Consider the following 16,201-nt stretch of genomic DNA (forward strand, 5'->3'; position numbering starts at 1 on the left):
AGCCAGTAAATAGTTCATATCCCGGCATTTCAAAAAACCCCGGTTCGGCGTGCGCGACGCCCCTACTGGCTTTGTCATGCGCGGCGGATTATATTGACGCCGCGCGATGTCCGTAATCGCCGGGATGTGCGACAACGCGGAACGACTCCTCCACTCGAATACGCGAAGACCATGTCGAAGTCACCCGCTTTTTGGGAGCCGTATTGCCATCGCCCGGAGGCGGAATTCCATTTGTCGAATTTCGCCGCGAAAGTCCTGGGGCGCAATGCAGGCGTTGTGTTCTTCGACGGCATGAATGCGGCCCGCCTCAAGCAGGCGGTTCCCGATGCGCGTGGCGACACGCTGGATCTCGTCGTGGCCGTCGTCAGGTCCGCGGTCCTGCCGCCGGCCCCGTCCGAAACGGCCGACGCCCTGACGCTCGATCAACTCTCGCGTGAATGGAAGCAACGCATCGCCGCAAGCGCGCCGTCGGCCGAACCGTCTTTGCTGGGGCAAAGCGTGGCGCGGGCGCAAGGCTTCGCCGAGGGACACAAGACCGCATTCGACGCCGCCGCCGGCGGCGACACGTTCGGCCTGCTTGCGGGCGCCGTGTCGATTGCAGCGTTCATCGGCGGCGGCATCGCGCTTGCCCCGGTGCTCGGCGCGGCGGCGGGCGCGGCATCCCTGCTCCTGCTCGCCGACGACGGCTCGATGCTGCGCTACGAACTCAAGGGCGACGAAGTACGCCCAAAAAGGCTCGAAACATCTTGGCATGACAGAATGATCGAAACAGTCGGCCCGCTACTCGTGCTGCCCGATCTGGCGGTGAGCGGCACGCGAACGCTTGCGTCATTGCCGAAGGCCGCGCGGGAAGCCGGCGAAACTGCCGAAGGGGCAGCTCAAGGGGCGGCTCAAGCGACGAAGCGGCTCGCGACGCAACGCAATGCGCTCGACGCATTCAAACGCGCCTCTCTCGATCATCCGGACCGCGCAGCGCCGCAAGCGAGGATTCACCAGTTGCGGACCGACGCAAGCAGCCTCGCGACCCGCGTGCGCCACGCGCATCAAAAGGTGATGGCCGCCCGTCGAGCGCTGTTGCTGCTGCGCACCATCGAAGCGCCCGCATCCCTCGCATCGCTCTACGGTGCCAGCCCCCACGGAATAGAGCCGCCGGCGCCCGTTTCTCGAGGCGTGGGTTGGCTGCGGCATCAGATGGGCGAGCAGTCGCCCGGGCATCCCGATCACCCAGCGTATCTGCTGATTCCCGAGCGCCCGGTCGTCGAGGGTTCGAGCGGCGCGCCCGCGCCGGCCATGCAGTTTCACGTTGCTGTGGGCCATCATCCGGAAGGCGCGATGCGTGACGCATGACGACCTCGCGCCCGCGTCGTTCCTGAGCATGCCCGCCTGAACAGTCCCCGGCGCGCCAGCAGCTCAATCCACTATCAACAATCTGTATCGATAGATTTTTTGATGTGGCGCACATTATTTTGTCTTTGTTAGATGGATGTCACTTTCATCGATATCGACAGCCAGCTAACACACGCGCCCATGCCGCCCGCCTTCGTCCAGACCGTCGAAACCCGCTTTGCCGAGCTGACGCCCACGGCGAAGCGCATCGCGAGCTACATGCTCGCGAACCTCGAGCGGCTCGGCCTCGAAACCGCGGATCAGATCGCGCGTCAGACCGGCACGAGCGGCATTTCGGTCGGGCGCTTCCTGCGCAGCGTCGGCTATCGCAATCTCGACGACCTGAAGCGCGAGCTGCGCGGCGCAACCGAGCGCTCGTGGATGATCACCGACCGCCTCGACGAATACCGCCGCGTGACGGGCGCGGGCGCGGGTGCGCTGGCGCGCGTCGAAGCCGCGCCAAGCGGCACACCCGGCACGCCCAGCCCGCTCGACGACGCGCTCGCGCGCGAGCTCGATGCGATCCGCCATGTGTATCAGCTCGCGCGCACGCCGGCGTTCGCGCAAATCGCGGATCGCGTCGCGCAAGCCGACGCAGTGTTCATCCTCGGCATCCAGTCGACGCGCGGAATCAGCAACGCGTTCCACAGCTATCTCGAATACCTGCGTCCGCGCGTGTTCTACTCCGATGGCATGTCCGGCTCGTACGTCGATTCGTTGAATGCCGAATCCGCCGACCCGTATTGCATCGTCACCGATACGCGCGCGTACTCGCGGATCGCGCGGCGCTACTGCGAGGCGGCCGTCGCGCGCGGCGTGCGTTTCGCGCTCGTCACCGACGTCTACTGCCCGTGGGCGCGCGAGCTGCCGTGCGACCTGCTGCAAGTGAAGACCGACGTCGGCCAGTTCTGGGATTCGCTCGCGCCGCTCACGTGCCTGTTCAACCTGTTGATCAGCGCGGTCGTCGACCGGCTCGGCGATGCGATCGACGCCCGCGTCGCGCGCAACCGCGAGCTGCAGCGCGAGCTCGATCAATTCGAATCCTGAAGCCGCCGGAGACGCCGCCCTTGAAGACTTCCGCCCATCGCCTCGTCGAGATCACGCCGCACACGCATGGCGTCGACGTCGATCTCGTCTACGCGACCGATCGCAATCTGACCGGCAAGCCGATCTACCGGCGCGCGCATTGCCTGCTCATCGAGCCGGCCGAAGCCGCGCTGCGCCGCGCGGTTGCGGTCGCCGCGCAGATCGGCCTGCGGCTGCGGATCTACGATGCGTACCGGCCGCCGCGGGCGCAGCAAGTGCTGTGGGACTTCCTGCCCGATCCGGACTTCGTCGCCGATCTCGGCCGCGGCTCGAACCACAGCCGCGGCGCCGCGCTCGACCTGACGCTCGTCGACACGAACGGCGACGCGCTCGACATGGGCACGGACTTCGACGAGATGGTGGCCGCGTCGAATCATTGCCACGACGGCCTGCCCGAGCCCGTGCAGCGCAACCGGCTGCTGCTGCTCGGCGTGATGCACGCGGCCGGCTTCACGCACATCGCGAGCGAGTGGTGGCATTACGAGTTGCCCGGCTCGCGCGCGCTGCCGCTGATCGACGACGAAGCGAGCGGACCGTGGCGGCTGATGTGATCCCCGCCCGCAACGCTCGCACTACCCGCGACACGCCCGTCGCGAGCCCAACCGATTGCCCCACTCCGAACCCCTGCCTCATGGAGCGCATATGAAACTCTCGATGCCCAAGCTCGCCGCGGCGCTCGCCGCGCTTTGCACGTTCGCGGCCGTCCCGGCCCTCGATGCGCGCGCGGCGCCGCCGAAAGACATGTTCGTGATGGCCACGCTGCTCGACGAGTTCATCTCGCTCGATCCCGGCGAAATCTACGAGCTGGTGCCCGAGGAATACGTCGCGAACACCTACGACCGGCTCGTGCGAGTCGATCTCGCCGATCCGTCGAAGTTCAACGGCGACGTGGCGCAATCGTGGACGGTGAGCCCCGACGGCCTCACGTTCACGTTCAGGCTGCGCGCGGGCCTCACGTTCCATTCGGGCAACCCGCTCACGGCCGACGACGTCGCGTGGTCGATCCAGCGCGCGGCGCTGCTCGACAAGGGGCCGGCCGCGGTGCTCGCGGGCATCGGCCTCACGAAGGCGAACGCGCTCGCGAACGTGAAGAAGATCGACGACCTGACCGTCTCGGTCACGACCGACCGCAAGTACGCACCGACCTTCGTGCTGAACGTGCTCGGCTCATGGCCCGCGTCGATCGTCGACAGGAAGCTGCTGCTGTCGCACCAGCAGGGCAACGATTTCGGCAACGGCTGGCTGAAGACGCACGAGGCGGGCTCGGGCGCGTACCAGCTCGTCAAGTGGACGGCGGGCGACAGCATCGTGCTGCAGCGCTACGACCGCTACCGGCTGCCGCTCGCGATGAAGCGGATCGTGCTGCGGCACGTGCCGGAGGCGGCGAGCCAGCGGCTGCTGCTCGAAAGCGGCGACGTCGACGCGGCGCGCGACCTGAGCCCCGACGATCTCGCGGCCGTCGCGAAGAGCGGCAAGGCGAAGGTGACGCCGTCGCCGCAGGCGACGCTGCTGTACCTCGGCCTGAACACGAAGAACCCGACGCTCGCGAAGCCGGACGTGCAGGAAGCGCTGAAATGGCTCGTCGACTACAGCGGCATCCAGAGCCACGTCGTGAAGACCACGTACAAAGTCCATCAGACGTTCATGCCGGAAGGCTTCCTCGGCACGCTGAACGCGAATCCGTACAGGCTCGACGTCGCGAAGGCGAAGGCGCTGCTCGCGAAGGCCGGCGTGCCGAACGGCTTCACGGTGACGATGGACGTGCGCAACGACTATCCGTATACCGAGATCGCGCAGGCGGTGCAGGCGAACTTCGCGCAGGCGGGCGTCAAGGTGCAACTGATCCCGGGCGACAACAAGCAGACGCTCGCGAAGTACCGCGCGCGCCAGCACGACATCTACATCGGCGAATGGTCGGCCGATTACATCGATCCGCACAGCAATGCGCAGGGCTTCGCCTGGAACCCGGACAATTCGGATCAGTCCAGCTACAAGATGCTCGCGTGGCGCAACGCGTGGAACATCCCGCAACTGACCGCGCAAACCGACGCGGCGCTCGCGGAGCCGTCCGCCGCGAAGCGCGCGCAGTTGTATCAGGCGATGCAGAAGGACGTGCTCGCGAAATCGCCGTTCGCGATCCTGTTCGAGAAGGTCGCGCAGGTCGCGACGCGGCCCGGCGTGAGCGGCCTCGAAGTCGGCCCGATCAACGATCTCGTGTCGTATCGCAGTCTGAAGAAGCAGTGACGCCGTACCGGAACCACGACATGTCGACACCCGCCACTCCTCTCGAAGCGCTCCGCACGCTGCCCGCGCGGCGGCCCGGCGTGCGCTGGGCGCTGCGCGTGCTGCGCTGGGCGCTCACGCTCGCCGTGACGTTCGCCGGGCTCCTCGCGCTCACGTTCGTGATCGGCCGCGAGGTTCCGATCGACCCGGTGCTCGCCGTGCTCGGCGACCGCGCGTCGCCGCAGGCCTACGCGGCCGAGCGCATCGCGCTCGGGCTCGACAAGCCGCTTGCGACGCAGTTCATGATCTACGCGCGCGACGTGCTGCACGGCGATCTCGGCATGTCGCTGCTGACGTCGAACCCGGTGCTCGACGACATCAAGCGCGTGTTCCCCGCGACGCTCGAGCTCGCGACGCTCGCGACGCTGATCGGCATCGCGCTCGGCGTGCCGCTCGGCGTCGCGGCGGCGGTGAAGCACAACCGGCCGATCGATCACGTCGCGCGCTTCGTCGGCCTCATCGGCAACTCGGTGCCGGTGTTCTGGCTGGGACTGATGGGCCTCCTGCTGTTCTACGCGCGGCTGCATTGGGTTGCGGGACCGGGGCGGCTCGATCCGGTCTACGACGGGATGGTCGACACGCGCACGGGCAGCCTCCTGATCGACGCGGCGCTCGCCGGCGAGTGGGACGTGCTGCGCAACGCGCTGTCGCACATCGCGCTGCCCGCCGCGATCCTCGGCTACTACTCGGTTGCGTACCTGAGCCGGATGACCCGCTCGTTCATGCTCGATCAACTGAACCAGGAATACATCGTCACCGCGCGCGCGAAGGGGCTCGCCGAGCGCCGCGTGATCTGGCGGCACGCGTTCGGCAACATCGCGGTGCCGCTGCTGACCGTGATCGCGCTCACGTACAGCAACCTGCTCGAAGGCTCGGTGCTCACCGAGATCGTGTTCGCGTGGCCCGGCATCGGCTCGTATCTGACGGGCGCGCTGCTGAACGCCGACATGAACGCGGTGCTCGGCTGCACGCTCGTGATCGGCGTCATGTTCATCACGATCAATCTGCTGACCGACGCGCTCTACCGCGTGTTCGATCCGCGCGCCCGCTGATCCGGCGCGCGCCGCGCCCGTCCGTCCGTCCGTTCGAATTCATCATGCACATGAACGCTCCATCCGATCGCTCCGCTCCGACTCCCGCCGCGGCGACGCTGCGCGCGTGGCTCCTGTCCGACGCGCCCGCGTCGCGCCGGCAGGCGACGCTCGGCCTCGCGTACCGCCGCTGGCGCCGTTTCGCCGGCAATCCGCTGAACCTCTTCGGGCTCGCGATCCTCGCCATGCTCGTCGCGGTCGCGCTCGTCGCGCCGCTCGTCATGCCGCACGATCCGCTGCGCCAGGTGCTCGCCGACCGGCTGCTGCCGCCCGGCTCGCCGTCGCACTGGCTCGGCACCGACCAGCTCGGCCGCGACATTCTCTCGCGCCTCGTCGCAGGCTCGCGGCTCACGCTCGGCATCGCGATCCTCGTTGTCGCGATCGTCGTGCCGATCGGGCTCGCGATCGGCACGACGGCCGGCTACTGCGGCGGCCTCGTCGACAGCGCGCTGATGCGGATCACCGACGTCGCGCTCGCGTTCCCGAAGATCGTGCTCGCGCTCGCGTTCGCGGCGGCGCTCGGGCCGGGCGTCGTCAACGCGGTCGTCGCGATCTCGATCACTGCGTGGCCCGCGTACGCGCGGCTCGCGCGCGCGGAGACGCTGCGCATCGCGAACGCGGACTTCATCCACGCGGCGCGGCTGCAAGGCGCGTCCGATCTGCGGATCGTGCTGCGCCATGTCGTGCCGCTCTGCCTGTCGTCGGTGATCGTGCGCGCGACGCTCGACATGGCGGGCATCATCCTGACCGTCGCGGGCCTGGGCTTTCTCGGGCTCGGCGCGCAGCCGCCGAGCCCCGAATGGGGCTTCATGGTCGCGTCCGGCCGCAACGTGCTGCTCGACGCGTGGTGGGTCGCGACGCTGCCGGGCGCGGCGATCCTCGTCGTCAGCATCGCGCTCAACCTGCTCGGCGACGGTCTGCGCGACGTCTTCGATCCGCGTCATGGAGCCTGACATGTCCGCTTGCCCCGCTTCCCCGAACACGCCGCCGCTCTGCGAGATCGACGGGCTGCAGATCGGGTTTCGCACGCACGACGGCACGCTCGTCGAGGCCGTGCGCGATCTGTCGCTCACGCTCGCGCCGGGCGAGCGGCTCAGCATCGTCGGCGAATCCGGCTCCGGCAAGTCGCTGACGGGCCGCGCGCTGCTCGGCCTGCTGCCCGCAGCCGCGCAGTGGCGCGCCAGGACGCTGCGCTTCGAAGGCCGCGACCTGCTCGCGCTCGGCGCGCGCGAGCGGCGCAAGCTGTGCGGCGGCGCGATGGGGATGATCCTGCAGGACCCGAAATATTCGCTGAACCCGGTGATGACGGTCGGCAAGCAGATGGCCGAGGCGTTCCGGCTGCGCGAGCCCCGCCTGCGCGGCCGCGCGCTGCGCGCGCGGATCGTCGATGCGCTCGCGTCGGTCGAGATCCGCGATCCGGCGCGCGTCGCCGACGCGTATCCGCACGAGCTGTCGGGCGGGATGGGCCAGCGCGTGATGATCGCGATGATGGTGTCGACGGGCCCGCGCCTGCTCGTCGCCGACGAGCCGACCTCGGCGCTCGACGTCGCGGTGTCGATGCAGGTGCTCGCGGTGCTCGACAACATGATCGCGCGCCATCGCACGGGCCTCGTGTTCATCAGCCACGACCTGCCGCTCGTGACGTCGTTCTGTGATCGCGTCGCGGTGATGTACGCGGGGCGCATCGTCGAGACGTGCGCGGCGCGCGACCTCGTCCGCGCGACGCACCCGTACACGCGCGGCCTGCTCGCCGCGACGCCGCCGCTCGCGAATCCGCCCGACGAGCTGCCGGTGCTCGAGCGCGATCCGGCATGGTTGACGGAGGCGGCACGATGAGCGGCGCACCGATGATCGACATCCACGACGTATCGATCCGCTTTCCGACCCGCACCGGCCACGTCGACGCGGTGCGCGGCGCGAGTCTCGCCGTCGCCGCGGGCGAGGCGTTCGGGCTCGTCGGCGAATCCGGCTCCGGCAAGTCGACGCTGCTGCGCGCGCTGACGGGCCTCGTGCCGCTCGCGGGCGGCACGCTGTCGATCGACGCGCGGCCGGTCGGCGGCAAGCTCGACCGCGCGTTCCGGCGCGACGTGCAGATGGTGTTTCAGGACCCCTATGCGTCGCTGCACCCGCGCTTCACAGTCGACGAGACGCTGCGCGAGCCGCTCGCGATCCACCGGATGCCGGACGCTGACGAGCGAATCGCGCGCGCGCTCGCCGAAGTCGGCCTCGGCCCCGCGTTCCGCTTTCGCTATCCGCATCAACTGTCGGGCGGCCAGCGGCAGCGCGTCGCGATCGCGCGCGCGCTGATCGTCGAGCCGCGCGTGCTGCTGCTCGACGAGCCGACGTCGGCGCTCGACGTGTCGGTGCAGGCGGAAATCCTGAATCTGCTGAAACGGCTGCATCGCGAGCGCGGGCTGACAATGATGCTCGTGAGCCACAACCTCGCCGTCGTCGGGTTCCTGTGCAGCCGCGTCGCGGTGATGCGCGACGGCGCGCTCGTCGAGCAGCTCGGGATCGCCGACGTGCGCGCGGCGCACGTCGGCACCGAGTACACGCGCACGCTGCTGCGCGCGACGCAAGGCTATCGGCGCGCGGGCTGACCGATCGCGGCGCGCCTCGTCGCCGCATCGGACGCGCCGCCCGGTCAGTCGCGATTCGCGTCGAGCCACGCGCTGAAGCGCTGGATCTTCTGCTGTCGCGCGACGCTATCCGGATACACGAAGTAATAACGCGCGCCCGTCTTCTGCACGATGTCGAGCGGCGTCGCGAGCCGCCGCGCGGCGAGATCCTCTTCGCTGAGCGTGAGATCGCCCAGCGCGACGCCGAAGCCCTGCGTCGCGGCGCTCGTCGCGAGATCGAGCGAATCGAAGCTCGGCCCGCGATCCGGATCGACGTCGGCCACGCCCGCGTATTCGAGCCACCGGCGCCAGTCGCGATGATCGCGCGTCGGATGCAGCAGCGTATGGCGCGCGAGGTCGCCGGCGTGCGCAAGCGGCCTGTCCTTCAGCCAATCCGGCGAGCATACGGGCGTGAGCCGCTCGTCGAACAGCGGCACGGCCGTCACGTCCGGGCCGGGCGACGTCCCGTAGACGATCGCCGCATCGAACGGCTCGCTCTGGAAGTCGACGTCGTGCCGCCAGGTGGTCGTCATCTGCACGTGCAGGTCCGGATGCTCGCGCTGGAAGCGCATGATGCGCGGCAGCACCCAGCGCATCACGCAGGTCGGCACCTTCAGCGCGAGATCGGTGCGCTGCCGCGTGAGCTTCAGCGAAATGTCCTCGATCCGCGCGAAGCTCTCGACGACGACGGGCAGCAGTTGCTCGCCCTCCGCCGTCAGCGTGAGGCCGCGCGCGTGGCGCATGAAGAGCGGAAAGCCGTAATGCGCTTCGAGCGACTGGATCTGGCGGCTGATCGCCCCTTGCGTCACGCATAGCGCGTCGGCGGCTCGCGTGAAGCTGCGATGGCGCGCGACCGTCGCGAAGATCTGCAGGGCGTTCAAGGGCGGGAGGCGGCGCATGGCGGTCGACGACGAAACTCGGGAGACTCGGAGACGCGCAGGCAATTCGGCACGCGATGCCTGCGGGCGAGCCGTCACGATAAGCGAAATGCGGGCGTTGCGCGAGCACCGGCGTCGGACGTCGCGTCGCCACGCCCTCGCCGCACGCGCAGCGAGGCCGGGCCGGCATGGTTCGAATGCATCGAACAGGCATTGAAACAGGCGTTGCCGCGGGCTTGCGCACGCGATTCGGGCGTTGCCGAACCCGGTTTGGGCGCACCTTCATCGCGCCGCTATCGCAGACGATCGCAGACGATCGCAGGCATCAGCGCCGCGAATCGCGTCACGTGCGACAAACAGGCCGCACTGCCCGCTGGCCACGTCACGCGTTGCGTGTTGTCGGAGCCGATGTCGACGGCGATGTCGCGCCGGATAGCCGGCGCGCGGCAGACCACCGCTCGCGGCGCGACGATACGGGCATCCGCTCGCGGCGCACACGAACACGACCGGACTCCTACCGGACGCTCGAATGGCGACGCGCGCGGCCGCGCGCCGTCAGGCGAATGCCCGCGCGGCGATCCGCGCCGCCGCCGCGATCACGTCGTCGCGCACCGGCGCGTTCTGACTGCGCATCGTCGTGTAGACGACGAACACGATCGGCGCGCGATCCGGCGGATACGCGACGCCGATGTCGTTCCCCGTCCCGTAATCGCCCGTGCCCGTCTTGTCGGCGACGCGCCAGCCGGCCGGCACGCCCGCGCGGAGCCGCGCGTCGCCCGTCTTGTTGCCGAGCATCCACGCGTTGAGCTGCGCGCGCTGCGCGGCCCCGAGCGCATCGCCCGCGAGCAGCCGGCGCACGCTCGCGGCCATCGCGGCGGGCGTCGTCGTATCGCGCTCGTCGCCGGGAATCGCCGTGTTCAGCTCGGTCTCGCGGCGATCGAGGCGGAACGTCGCGTCGCCGATCGAGCGCGCATACGCGGTGACGGCCTGCGGGCCGCCGAGCAGATCGATCAGCAGGTTCGCCGCGGTGTTGTCGCTGTACTGGAGCGTCGCCGCGCACAGCTCGGCGACCGTCATGCCGGCGCCCACGTGCCGCTCGGTGATCGGCGAATAGCGGACGAGGTCGCGCTTCGCGTACGGAATCCGTCGCTGCAGCAGCGCGGCGTCGTCGGCGCTGCGCGCGAGTACCGCAGCCGAGAGCATCATCTTGAACGTGCTGCAGAACGGAAAGCGCTCATCGGCGCGATGCGCGATGCGCGCGCCTGTCGCGGTATCGAGCGCGACGAAGCCGAGGCGGCCGTCGAACGTCGATTCGAGTTCGCGCAATTGCCGCTCGGCGGCGACGTTTTTCGAGTTGCCGCGCAGCGGCGCACATGCGCCGGCGAGCGGTGCGGAAACGGCTGCAACGAGCAGCGAGCGGCGTAACGGAGAATGATTCATCAGGTGGATAGCGAGGAGATTGAACGGGCGTGAATCGCGCCGCGATGCCCGTGCACTGACATCGCGACCCGCAAGCGTATCAGCTCTCGTCACACGAATGCGTGCGGATTTGTGAGCGCCCCCGCGCACGATGTCGTGCGACGCACGTCGGCCCGGCGCACGCGTTTCGCTATCCCTGCTGCCGGCCCGCCAGGTACTGCATCGGATTGACGGGCTTGCCGTCGCGCCGCACCTCGAACAGCATCCCGGCGCGCATGCTGTCGCCGGAGCCCATCTCGGCGATCTGTTCGCCCTGCTGAACGACGTCGCCCGTCTTCACGAGCACCTTGCGGTTATGCGCGTAAGCAGTCAGAAAATCCGCGTTGTGCTGGACGAGGATCAGCGTGCCGTAGCCGTTCAGGCCCGTGCCCGCATACATCACGCGGCCGGACGCCGCCGCGCGCACCGGGTCGCCCGCGTGCCCGACGATCCGGATGCCGCGATTGCGGCCGGGCTGGAATGTTTCGACGACCGCGCCCTTCGCCGGCCAGGCCAGCGCGATCGACTGCGCGTGCCGCTTCGTTTCCTGGACGACGCGATGGTCCGCCGCGCGCTCCGCGGCGCTTTCGGGCGCCGATGCGGGCTGCGATGCGTCGGCCGATGACGCCGCCGCGCCGGCAACGGGCGCGACGCGCGCGCCACTTGCCGACTGAGAGGCGGCCGCGCGCTCCGCGCCCGGCGGCGCGATCCGCAGCACCTGCCCGACGCCGATCCGGGTCCGCCGGCCCATCCGATTCCAGCTCTGCAGATCGCGCACGGCGCAGCCGTTCGCATCCGCGATCGCCGACAGCGTATCGCCGGGCTTCACGACGTAGCGCGTCGCGACGGGCGCCGGCGCGGCCGCCTGCTCCTGATGCTGCGCCGCGTCGCCCGGCGGCGGCGCGGCCGCGGGCTGCGCGGCGCTTGCCGACGACGCGGCGGCGGCCGCGCCGGCGAGCGTATCGGTCGGCGTGACGGGCGACGTGGTCGCACAGCCCGCGACGACGAGCGCGGCGGCCACGCCGGATAGCCACGCAACACTGCGGTCGATCTCGCTCTTGCTCTTGCTCATGCTCGAGACAACTCCGGTCATTGAATTTTCCGAGCATCTCAAAATTCGTCAGGAGCGCGTGTAACCGGATGCAAGAATGATGACAAAATCGCAGCGGGAATTGCGGCAGCAGAAATTGAGTGGATCAAATCTTATGGCGAACGAAATAATTCGCCGATGCGACGCAACGCGCGCGGCCTCGACGCGCGACAAACCGGCGTGCAGCGGATGTGCGCGCGCTCGGAGGGCCGCATGCGTCACGGGTCCGGCGTGGTCAGCGTCGAATACGCGAAAGCGATGCCGCAACAGAGAAAGAAGATATGCAACGCGACCTTGAACGCCAGCAGCCAAGACGAGTTGCTTCGCATGCGCGACTCCATGTCGACGAACGAGCGGACATGATGCGCGGCAATTCGTCGCACGAAAATGCGGAACCCGCGAAGCGGGCCTCAGGCACTGCCTGACCGCGACGGCCCGCAATCCTGTTACCTTATCGGCCATTACAACGACAACGCAAGTCAGCCCCATGCGATTCGACCTGACCGATCTGCGACTCTTCCTGCACGTCTGCGAAGCCGGCAGCATCACGGGAGGCGCCGAGCGCGCGCACATGACGCTGCAATCCGCGAGCGAGCGGATCCGCGGCATGGAAGAAGAGCTTGGCGTGCCGCTCCTGCAGCGCGCAAAGCGCGGCACGCGCGCGACCGAAGCCGGCCACGCGCTCGAGCATCATGCGCGCGTCGTGCTGCAGCAGATCGACCACATGCGCGGCGAATTGCAGCAGTTCGGCGCAGGGTTGCGCGGCCATATTCGCCTGCTCAGCAACACCGCCGCGCTCAGCGAATACCTGCCCGACGCGCTCGCCGAATATCTGCCGCGCCATCCGAAGCTGTCGGTGAGCGTCGAGGAACGGTCGAGCCAGGAGATCGTTCATGCGATCCGCGGCAAGACCGCGGATTTCGGGATCGTCGCCGATTCGGTCGGCCTCGACGGGCTCGAGCAGATGCCGTTTCGCGAGGACTGGCTGATCGCCGTCGCGGCGCTCGACCACCCGCTCGCCGCGCGCGAGCGGGTGGCGTTCGCGGAACTCGTCGATGCCGGCTTCATCGGCATGACGGACGGCAGCGCACTGCAGGTCCATCTCGCCGAGCAGGCGAAGGCGCTCGGCAAGCGAATCGACTATCGCGTCCAGTTGAAGAGCTTCGACGCGATCTGCCGGCTGATCGAGCGCGGCGTCGGGATCGGCATCGTGTCGCGCCACGCGGCGCTGCGCGCGCAGCAGACGATGCAGATCCGGCTGATCGAGCTGACGGACCCGTGGGCGCACCGCCGGCTGACGATCTGCGCGCGCAGCTTCGACGAGTTGCCGAAGTACACGCGCGACTTCATCGCGTTTCTCGCGCCCGATCCGGGCAAAGGCGAGTCGTTCGCGGCCTGATTGCGGCCTGATTGCGGCCGCTCGGCGGCAGGCGTTCGTCGGTCGCCGTTCGCTTGCGGCTCAGAAATACGGCGCGAACCGCGAGGCGGCGCGTTCTCACGCGCGCAGTTCGGTGCCGCCGGATGAATCAGAACTTGTGGCGGATCGCCGCGCGGACCGCGAACTGGTTCGCCGACGCCGAAGGGCCATCCGTCCCGACGACGTAGCCGCCGTCCGCGATCGTGCCCGTCTTGTCGCCCGCGACCTTCTGGTATGCGCCCTGCAGATAGACGTCGGTGCGCTTCGACAGGTTGTAGTCCGCCATCAGCCCGACCGTGTGGTACTTCGGCTTCACGGTGCCCGCGGCCGCGTCGAACTTGCCGTCCGTGTACACGTACTGCGCGCCGATGTAGAGCGCCGGCGTCAACTGGTACTTGCCGTTGATTTCGAAGTTCTGGAACTTCGTCGCGGTCAGGCCGAGGCCCGCGAACGTCGCCGTCGGCAGATAGGCCGTCGAGACCGGGTTCTTCACGTCGGTCTTCGTATAGACGAAGCCGACCGTCGCCGGGCCGAACGTGTAGTTGACGCCGCCGCCGAAGATGCGCAGGCGGTCGGCCGTGAAGTTCGCGTCGTTGTCGGCGATCGCGCCGCCCGCGGTCTTGCCCGGGTTGTTCGCCTGCAGATACGCGGCCGCGAGTTGCAGGCCGCCCAGCGTGTACGCGGCGCCGATGCTGTATTGACGGTTGTTCGAGAAGCCCGTCGCATTGCTGAAGCTGTACGTGCCGCCGACTTGCAGGCCGTTCCAGTCCGGGCTCGCGTACTTGATCGTGTTGTTCACACGGAACGAGTTATCCGTGTTGTCGTTGTCGAACGGGTGCGAGAACAGCGTGCCGCCCCAGTTGCCGTTCGCGGTCAGCGGCGCGAGGTAGTCGACGACCGAATCGTACTGGCGGCCGAGCGTGAGCGAACCGTATTGCGCATGCGACAGGCCGACGAACGCCTGGCGGCCGAACATCCGGCCGCCCTGGCCGAGCCGGCCGTTGTTCACGTCGAAGCCGTTTTCCAGCGTGAAGATGGCCTTCAGGCCGCCGCCCAGGTCTTCCGAGCCGCGCAGGCCCCAGCGGCTGCCTTGCGCAAAGCCGCTCGCGAGTTGGTAGTTGCTCTTGCCGACGCCGTTGACGTTCACGTTGCTCGTGTAGTTGAAGCCCTCGTCGATCACGCCGTACAGCGTGACGCTGCTTTGGGCGAAAACCGGCGCGGCGAAGGCGAGCAATGCGGCAGCGGAAATGACGTGCTTTTTCATTATCGATGTCTCCAGACCTTGATTCGGCGGCCTCGCGAATGCCAGGCCGCCACGATGCGTTCGGCGTTTCTGCGCCCCGTCCTGGGGCATTTCAGCGCATCCCGTCGCTACGGTCCGTATCGCGGGATTACTGCGGTGGGGGAAATACTGTCATGCAAAAAATGCAGCGTCCATGTTGGTGCATCACTTTTTTTACATTCCGTTGCGTATTGCCAACTGATGCACCGGGGTTTTGTCAGAATCGTTTGTAACTTCGCGTAAACCCGTAACCCTCGCCATCGATGGCACAATGCGCGACCATCGTCGTCTGAATCCAATCATGTAGCGATGCCGCACTTCGTCATGCGCCGTTTGTCCGTCCCCGTTTTTGCCGCCCAGGCCCCGCACCGCGTCCGCCGCGCGTCGCGCACACGCGACGCCGCATGAACGCCGCGCCAGCCCAACGCTACGCCGAGCTCGACTTCTTCCGCGGTCTCGTGCTGCTCGTCATCGTCGTCGATCACATCGGCGGCAGCATGCTGTCGCGCGTCACGCTGCACGCGTACGCGCTGTGCGACGCGGCCGAGGTGTTCGTCTTCCTCGGCGGCTTCGCGACCGCGATCGCGTACAACTCGCTCGCCGCGCGCCACACCGAGGCCGCCGCGCGCCAGCGCTTCATCAAACGCGCGTTTGAAATCTATCGCGCGTTCCTGTTCACGGCCGGCCTGATGCTTTTCATCACGGCGGTGCTGAACGCGTTCGCGATCGACGCGCCGAACATGCCGACCAACGATCTCGACGGGCTGATGCACGCGCCGCTCGCCGCGCTGCGCGACATCCTGCTGCTCAGGCGCCAGCCGTATCTCGCGTCGGTGCTGCCGATGTACGCGTTCTTCGCGCTGCTCGTGCCGCTCGCGCTGCCCGTCGCGCGCGGCCGCTGGTGGTGGCTGCTCGTCGCCGCGAGCGCCGCGACGTGGCTCGCCGCGCGCAAGATCGCCGGCTATCTGCCGACCGTCGACGGCGTGCCGTGGGACTTCAATCCGTTCGCGTGGCAGTTCCTGTTCGTGCTCGGCATCATCGCGCGCTGCCAGCCGATCTACCTGGTGCTCGCGAAACGGCCGGTCGGCTGGTTCGCGACCGCGGCCGCGCTCGTCGTCGTCGCGGCGGGCGCGTACTACCGGCTGCGCGTCGAGCCGTTCCCGACCGATCCGTCGATCAAGCAGAATCTCGGCGCGCTGCGGCTCGCGAACTTCATCGCGATCGCCTGGCTCGCCGCGAAGCTCGTCCATCTCGGCTGGATGCACCGGATCGCGCGGGCGATGCCGTGGATCGGCACGATCGGCCGTCAGGGCCTGCTGTGCTTCGTCGCCGGCACGGGCATTTCGCTGCTCGTCGATTCGCTGCTGTACACGGCGACGGACGGCTATCTGGATGTGCGGCTCGGCCTCGTCGCCGACGCGGCCGCGGTCGGCCTGCTGTATGTCGTCGCGAAGCTGTACGCGCCGCTCGTCGCGCGGGCGTCCGGCTTCGTCCGGCAATCGCGGCGGCGGCGGCCGCTGCGGCTGCCATTGCGACTGCCGCTGCGCCGCCCGAGACGCTGAAAGTCCGCATACGGCCGTCATTCGCCGCTGCTAGCATATCCGCGTCCATA

At 68.4% G+C, this 16,201-nt stretch carries 15 protein-coding genes and 1 pseudogene; 12 read left to right on the forward strand and 4 right to left on the reverse strand.

From position 1 onward, the window contains the following. Positions 1-171 precede the first annotated feature (171 nt). The 8 genes from AQ610_RS25915 to AQ610_RS25950 all read left to right on the forward strand — a co-directional run bounded on the left by AQ610_RS25915 (position 172) and on the right by AQ610_RS25950 (position 8,446). Positions 172-1,347, forward strand: a complete 1,176-nt coding sequence (locus AQ610_RS25915; protein ID WP_006027372.1) for a hypothetical protein — start codon at positions 172-174, stop codon at positions 1,345-1,347. Positions 1,348-1,527: 180 nt separating this feature from the next. Beyond that, complete coding sequence (sapR, locus tag AQ610_RS25920) at positions 1,528-2,433, forward strand: sap1 transcriptional regulator SapR (RefSeq protein ID WP_006027373.1); 906 nt, start codon at positions 1,528-1,530, stop codon at positions 2,431-2,433. A 20-nt stretch (positions 2,434-2,453) separates the two neighbouring features. Further along, positions 2,454-3,023 (forward strand): D-alanyl-D-alanine dipeptidase, encoded by a 570-nt coding sequence (gene ddpX, locus AQ610_RS25925; RefSeq protein WP_006027374.1) that lies wholly within the window; start codon positions 2,454-2,456, stop codon positions 3,021-3,023. Between the two features lie 91 nt (positions 3,024-3,114). Next, the gene (locus AQ610_RS25930; protein WP_006027375.1) at positions 3,115-4,716 is read left to right on the forward strand and encodes an ABC transporter substrate-binding protein; all 1,602 of its coding nucleotides are present in this window, start codon (positions 3,115-3,117) and stop codon (positions 4,714-4,716) included. Positions 4,717-4,736: 20 nt separating this feature from the next. Further along, positions 4,737-5,807 carry an ABC transporter permease gene (locus AQ610_RS25935; protein WP_009914885.1) on the forward strand — a complete coding sequence of 357 codons (1,071 nt, stop codon included), beginning with the start codon at positions 4,737-4,739 and terminating at the stop codon, positions 5,805-5,807. Positions 5,808-5,857: 50 nt separating this feature from the next. Continuing rightward, positions 5,858-6,799 (forward strand): nickel transporter permease, encoded by a 942-nt coding sequence (gene nikC, locus AQ610_RS25940; protein WP_009914884.1) that lies wholly within the window; start codon positions 5,858-5,860, stop codon positions 6,797-6,799. 1 nt (position 6,800) lies between these two features. After that, positions 6,801-7,682 carry an ABC transporter ATP-binding protein gene (locus AQ610_RS25945; protein WP_009914882.1) on the forward strand — a complete coding sequence of 294 codons (882 nt, stop codon included), beginning with the start codon at positions 6,801-6,803 and terminating at the stop codon, positions 7,680-7,682. Next, on the forward strand, positions 7,658-8,446 hold the full coding sequence (locus AQ610_RS25950; protein ID WP_006027379.1) for an ABC transporter ATP-binding protein: 789 nt from the start codon (positions 7,658-7,660) through the stop codon (positions 8,444-8,446). The genes AQ610_RS25945 and AQ610_RS25950 overlap by 25 nt, the downstream gene beginning before the upstream one ends. Before the next feature lie 44 nt (positions 8,447-8,490). On the opposite strand, the gene AQ610_RS25955 is transcribed toward AQ610_RS25950, so the two are convergent. The 3 genes from AQ610_RS25955 to AQ610_RS25965 all read right to left on the reverse strand — a co-directional run bounded on the left by AQ610_RS25955 (position 8,491) and on the right by AQ610_RS25965 (position 11,893). Continuing rightward, positions 8,491-9,363 carry a LysR substrate-binding domain-containing protein gene (locus tag AQ610_RS25955; protein ID WP_009914880.1) on the reverse strand — a complete coding sequence of 291 codons (873 nt, stop codon included), beginning with the start codon at positions 9,361-9,363 and terminating at the stop codon, positions 8,491-8,493. A gap of 534 nt (positions 9,364-9,897) precedes the next feature. After that, complete coding sequence (locus tag AQ610_RS25960; protein WP_006027381.1) at positions 9,898-10,782, reverse strand: PEN-M family class A beta-lactamase; 885 nt, start codon at positions 10,780-10,782, stop codon at positions 9,898-9,900. A 169-nt stretch (positions 10,783-10,951) separates the two neighbouring features. Next, positions 10,952-11,893, reverse strand: a complete 942-nt coding sequence (locus AQ610_RS25965) for a peptidoglycan DD-metalloendopeptidase family protein (RefSeq protein ID WP_043282762.1) — start codon at positions 11,891-11,893, stop codon at positions 10,952-10,954. Between the two features lie 135 nt (positions 11,894-12,028). Between AQ610_RS25965 and AQ610_RS36485 the strand changes: the two genes are divergently transcribed. Together AQ610_RS36485 and AQ610_RS25975 are read left to right on the forward strand one after the other, a co-directional pair. Next, positions 12,029-12,253: a hypothetical protein gene (locus AQ610_RS36485; protein WP_043282763.1), complete on the forward strand. Its 225-nt coding sequence runs from the start codon at positions 12,029-12,031 to the stop codon at positions 12,251-12,253. Between the two features lie 124 nt (positions 12,254-12,377). Beyond that, positions 12,378-13,289, forward strand: a complete 912-nt coding sequence (locus AQ610_RS25975) for a LysR family transcriptional regulator (protein WP_006027383.1) — start codon at positions 12,378-12,380, stop codon at positions 13,287-13,289. A 127-nt stretch (positions 13,290-13,416) separates the two neighbouring features. On the opposite strand, the gene AQ610_RS25980 is transcribed toward AQ610_RS25975, so the two are convergent. Continuing rightward, positions 13,417-14,571: a porin gene (locus AQ610_RS25980; protein WP_006027384.1), complete on the reverse strand. Its 1,155-nt coding sequence runs from the start codon at positions 14,569-14,571 to the stop codon at positions 13,417-13,419. 18 nt (positions 14,572-14,589) lie between these two features. On the opposite strand from AQ610_RS25980, the pseudogene AQ610_RS37670 reads away from it, so the two are divergent. Together AQ610_RS37670 and AQ610_RS25985 are read left to right on the forward strand one after the other, a co-directional pair. Further along, a pseudogene (locus tag AQ610_RS37670) lies at positions 14,590-14,822 on the forward strand (hypothetical protein). Positions 14,823-14,993: 171 nt separating this feature from the next. Next, positions 14,994-16,151 carry an OpgC domain-containing protein gene (locus AQ610_RS25985; protein WP_009914871.1) on the forward strand — a complete coding sequence of 386 codons (1,158 nt, stop codon included), beginning with the start codon at positions 14,994-14,996 and terminating at the stop codon, positions 16,149-16,151. Positions 16,152-16,201 lie beyond the last annotated feature (50 nt).

The sequence above is a fragment of the Burkholderia humptydooensis genome (genome assembly GCF_001513745.1).
GTDB classification, from domain to species: domain Bacteria; phylum Pseudomonadota; class Gammaproteobacteria; order Burkholderiales; family Burkholderiaceae; genus Burkholderia; species Burkholderia humptydooensis.

Excerpts from the sequence above, each read along its gene's own strand:
- AQ610_RS25985 (WP_009914871.1), top strand. The coding sequence starts at position 14,994 with ATGAACGCCGCGCCAGCCCAACGCTACGCCGAGCTCGACTTCTTCCGC.
- AQ610_RS25965 (WP_043282762.1), bottom strand. The coding sequence starts at position 11,893 with ATGACCGGAGTTGTCTCGAGCATGAGCAAGAGCAAGAGCGAGATCGAC.
- AQ610_RS25935 (WP_009914885.1), top strand. The coding sequence starts at position 4,737 with ATGTCGACACCCGCCACTCCTCTCGAAGCGCTCCGCACGCTGCCCGCG.
- AQ610_RS25960 (WP_006027381.1), bottom strand. The coding sequence starts at position 10,782 with ATGAATCATTCTCCGTTACGCCGCTCGCTGCTCGTTGCAGCCGTTTCC.
- sapR (WP_006027373.1), top strand. The coding sequence starts at position 1,528 with ATGCCGCCCGCCTTCGTCCAGACCGTCGAAACCCGCTTTGCCGAGCTG.
- AQ610_RS25975 (WP_006027383.1), top strand. The coding sequence starts at position 12,378 with ATGCGATTCGACCTGACCGATCTGCGACTCTTCCTGCACGTCTGCGAA.
- AQ610_RS25945 (WP_009914882.1), top strand. The coding sequence starts at position 6,801 with ATGTCCGCTTGCCCCGCTTCCCCGAACACGCCGCCGCTCTGCGAGATC.
- AQ610_RS25930 (WP_006027375.1), top strand. The coding sequence starts at position 3,115 with ATGAAACTCTCGATGCCCAAGCTCGCCGCGGCGCTCGCCGCGCTTTGC.
- AQ610_RS25915 (WP_006027372.1), top strand. The coding sequence starts at position 172 with ATGTCGAAGTCACCCGCTTTTTGGGAGCCGTATTGCCATCGCCCGGAG.
- AQ610_RS25950 (WP_006027379.1), top strand. The coding sequence starts at position 7,658 with ATGGTTGACGGAGGCGGCACGATGAGCGGCGCACCGATGATCGACATC.
- AQ610_RS25980 (WP_006027384.1), bottom strand. The coding sequence starts at position 14,571 with ATGAAAAAGCACGTCATTTCCGCTGCCGCATTGCTCGCCTTCGCCGCG.
- AQ610_RS25955 (WP_009914880.1), bottom strand. The coding sequence starts at position 9,363 with ATGCGCCGCCTCCCGCCCTTGAACGCCCTGCAGATCTTCGCGACGGTC.
- AQ610_RS36485 (WP_043282763.1), top strand. The coding sequence starts at position 12,029 with ATGCGACGCAACGCGCGCGGCCTCGACGCGCGACAAACCGGCGTGCAG.
- nikC (WP_009914884.1), top strand. The coding sequence starts at position 5,858 with ATGAACGCTCCATCCGATCGCTCCGCTCCGACTCCCGCCGCGGCGACG.